The organism is Collinsella sp. LCP19S3_F2, from assembly GCF_052121015.1.
Taxonomy (GTDB): Bacteria; Actinomycetota; Coriobacteriia; order Coriobacteriales; family Coriobacteriaceae; genus Collinsella.
In genome coordinates this window covers 1-4,019 of record NZ_JBQKFA010000020.1, presented here as the reverse complement: position 1 = coordinate 4,019, position 4,019 = coordinate 1, and the positions used below count along the sequence as shown (strand labels likewise).

Genomic DNA, 4,019 nt, shown 5'->3' with positions numbered 1-4,019 from the left:
GACTAAACGTGCAGCGTGCGCGGGCCCTCCCGACGGGAAACGAAAAAGCCCGGTTTAAAACCGGGCTCGAACAAACACGCCTATTGACAATGGCTTTCTCATATTAGAAGAGGGGTCGACGCCGTTAAGGCATTGACCCCTTGATCAAAGCAACGGCGCTGCCCAGCTATCACCCTTGGGCTGCCGTCGACTTTATTCTACCCACGGTTGCCAGGTTTAACAAATGAATTTTCAGTAATGGAGCCTCGGGGCCCGCTCGCTCAACCACCTGGCCATCGGGTTAGCCGGATTCTGGGACATGCCTTCCGTCCCAGGCCTCTACCGGAAAAAGCGTCCCACCCTGAGGCTCGATTCCGGGACACGGTTTCCGTTTGAAGCCCCAATGGGAAAGCGTGTCCCGTTCCGAGAGCTCATTCCGGGATGCAGTTTCCGCTAGAGATGCCACCGGGAAAGCGTATCCCGTTTTGGAGCCAAATTCCGGGTCGTAGTTTCCGCCTGAGGGCCGATCCAGAAACGGCATCCCACCCTGGGGCCGAAATCTGGGACACGCTTTCCGCCGGCATTCCGCCGGCATTCCGCCGACAGCCAACACGACAAAAGAAGGGGCCCTATTCCAGCAATTCGAGGACAGGCTCTTGCCCTCGAGCAGAGCTACCCCGCCCTCACATCTCGGCAAACGAAATCAGCTTGACGTCTCCCCTACTCTCCGCGGCATCCCGACATCCCTGCGTAAAGCCGCGCTTCGAGAAGATCGCATAGCTTTTGTGCTGCCTCCTAAAGAGCTCGCTTCGGTGCACGAGCTTTTGCAGCACGTCTTCGCCCACCGGTTCATTGCGCCATTTGCACTCCGCAAACAGCGCAGCGCCCTCGCCATCGTCAACAATCAAGTCGATTTCTTCCTGCGTATGCGTGCGACTATCCGTCCCCCACCAGCGCCCGACGCTCGCCGGAACCACATCGAGCTGGCCCGCGCGCGCGAGTTCGTACACGTATTGTCCGCATATAAGCTCAAAGACCGTACCCATGTAATCCGATACGTGCGGCTCAATGCGCTTATACGCCATCTTGGCCATATCGTTTTGAATCAGCCCGATGTTCTGCGGAACAAACTTGTACCAGAACCTAAACATCTGGTCACTCAGCAGATACACAGCTCGCTTATTGCACGTCTCGTTTAGGGGCAGCTCGCGCTCGACAATCCCAAGCGACGCCAGCTTATCCACATAGCTCTTTACGTTGCTCGCAGGGATTCCCGTAGAGCTCGCAATCTCCGAGATCCTCGAGCGCCCCTCAGCAATTGCTTGCACGATCGCATCATATTGCTCGGGATTGCGGCACTCTTGCAATAGCAGGTTACTCGGCTCCTCAAAGAGATAGCCCGTAGGAGTAAGAAAAAGACGTTTGATGTTGTCCTTGAGCGGTGCGGCAGGATCGACTTTCTCGATATATGCAGGAATGCCGCCCGTCATGCCATAGCAAACCGCAGCGTCTTCGCGACTCATGCTCTGCCACAGGCCGAGGGTCGTCGTAAAATCGAGCGGCATGATCTTAAACTGGGCCGTGCGCCTACCGTATAGTGGGCTCTCGTAGCCCAACACCTGCTCTTCCATGAACGAAAGCGACGACCCGCACAGGATAAGCATGAGCCTGGTCTCTTTGTACAAGTGATCGATCTTGTCTTGCAGCAACGAGCTGATCTCGGGATTCGATTGGGCGAGATAGGGATACTCGTCAATTACGACAATCAAACGCTCTGTGCGAGCCATGGTGGCCAATGCATCGAACGCCTCGTCAAAACTACGAAACGACACGCCTGCAGCACCAACCGAGCCTGCAAGTATCGCCTGACTAAAGCCATGCAGGTTTGCCTCTGCATTGGTGCGACGAGCCTGAAAGTAAATAGCCTTCTTGCCTTGGATGAACTCTGTGATAAGGCGCGTTTTACCCACACGACGGCGGCCGTAAATCACAGGCATCTCAAAGGAGCCCGTGCCATACAGTCGATTGAGCTCGGACATTTCCGCCGTTCTTCCGATAAACATGGGTCCATCCTTCCTTTACGTTATAGCTAGCTATATTATACCCTCCTATAATATAGCTAGCTATAACGTAATTCGACAAGCGGCGCACGCAAAAGGGACGTTACACCACCGCACGTGGACCGTTCCGGAAAATGCATCCCGTTCTGGAGCCAAAAACTGGGCCGTAGTTTCCGCCAAGCATGCCATTCGGAAAGCGCGTCCCGTTCTGAGCCTGAATTCTGGGATGCACTTTCCGCTGAAGCTTCTACCGGAAAATGCATCCCATTCTGAGCGTCGAATCCGGGACACAGTTTCCGATAGAGGCACCGCTGGGAAAGTTCATCCCGCTCTGAGCGCTCATTCCGGGATGCATTTTCCTTTTGAGGGCTGATCTGGAAACGGCATCCCACTCTGAGGCCGAAATCTGGGGCACAGTTTCCGGTTGAGGGGCGTTCCGGAAAGCGCGTCCCATTCCGAGCGGCAATTCCGGGTCACAGTTTCCGCAGATACAAGACGACGATCCACAGCCCTTATCACATGCCTTCAAATATGCGATCCAGAAACACAAACCAGCAGATAGAATGCTCTTTTTCAAAAAAGTACACGTCCCGAAACTTACCAAGGCTTCAAATCTAGCTACCGTTCAAGGTCGCCGATTACCGCCCACCGATTCGGATGTAAAAATGTCGCCGAAAACAGGCCATCTACCTGCATGGTTAGATTTTGGCCAGCTTTTGGTCAGCTGAGCGGCAAGTTGCGGCTGATACGTTTTTGCTACCCAAAAGGAGGCGGTAGCTCATGACCCATTGCAATGACCAGCTCATCGACCAGTTGTTGAACCAAGCCGAGCAGGAGGGACGATGCCTGATCCCCCCGAGCACAGCGATCCGAAAAGCGCTCCTCCGGCGCACCGGCGGCGCGGTCGTCTCCCCCATGCCGGGCATGTTCGCGCGCAAAATGCACTGGGATAAACTCAACCGAGCGCAGCGTCATTGCGAAATCCTCCGCGCCCTTGCGGTCACCCACCCCGATTGGACGTTCTGCTCGTTTTCGGCAGCTTGCCTGCTGGGGATCGAGGTCTCGTGGCGACACCTGAATGTCGTGCATGTCTGCAGCTCGACAAAGCCGTCGGCTCGTCCGGGCGTCCGAATCCAGCGGCACCAGATTGAGCCGGCGGGAGCAATCCGTCTATCCGGCATATCGGTAACGCCGCCCATCCAAACGGTCACAGATTGCCTGCTGCAAACTGGTTTTGCCGACGGTATGCCCATTGCCGATTCGGCAATCTCAAAGCTCGGCCTTACGCGAGAGCAGCTGATGGAGGCCGTCGAGCAACGAGCGACCGCCCGCAATGGTCGGGCGATTCGTACCGCCCTCACAACGCTTCGATATGCCAACGCCCGCGCCGAGAGCGGCGGAGAATCGGTCGCCCGAGCCGTCATGATCGAGACGGGCTTTGCGCCCGACTGGCTTCAATACGAGTTGACGGACCCCTTCGATTCGGCCAAGCCTATACGAACGGACTTTGCCTGGGAGCGCCAGGCGCGGGAACTCACGTTGGGAGAACTCGACGGGTTCGTCAAATATACCGACCAGGCCATGCTAGCCGGACGCACCACCGCCGAGGCACTCGTTGCCGAACGACAGCGCGAGGCGCACCTGTCGCTCTACGGTCACCCTCTGCTGCGCTTTACCATGAGTGAAGTCCGCTCGGCAGGAATGCTCGCCAAAAAGCTGCAGACGGCAGGCATCCGGCAGACCGCGCTGCCGACATGGCTCAACGATATTGAGCTGTAGGAGCTGCTGAGCTTATGCCCGCCTGCCCACCAAACTGGGACACACTTTCCGGTTGGCAGCACCTGCGGAAACCATGTCCCAGATTGAGTGGGGACTGCGGACGATTTCTTGGACCGTTACGCGGCCCTTCCCAGCGCGGCGCGGAACTCGGCCGGCGTGCGGCCGCCGAGCGCATTGCTGCGCCTCTCCGTATTGTATCGG

General features: G+C 56.9%; 2 protein-coding genes. One reads left to right on the top strand and one right to left on the bottom strand.

Features of this window, described 5'->3' with window-relative positions; all coding sequences use genetic code 11:
- Window positions 1-662 precede the first annotated feature (662 nt).
- Entirely contained in the window at window positions 663-2,042 is a 1,380-nt protein-coding gene (locus tag ACTQX9_RS09415) for an ATP-binding protein (RefSeq protein ID WP_441541368.1), read from the bottom strand.
- Between the two features lie 777 nt (window positions 2,043-2,819).
- On the opposite strand from ACTQX9_RS09415, the gene ACTQX9_RS09410 reads away from it, so the two are divergent.
- Window positions 2,820-3,818 (top strand): hypothetical protein, encoded by a 999-nt coding sequence (locus tag ACTQX9_RS09410; protein ID WP_441541366.1) that lies wholly within the window; start codon window positions 2,820-2,822, stop codon window positions 3,816-3,818.
- Window positions 3,819-4,019: the final 201 nt, after the last annotated feature.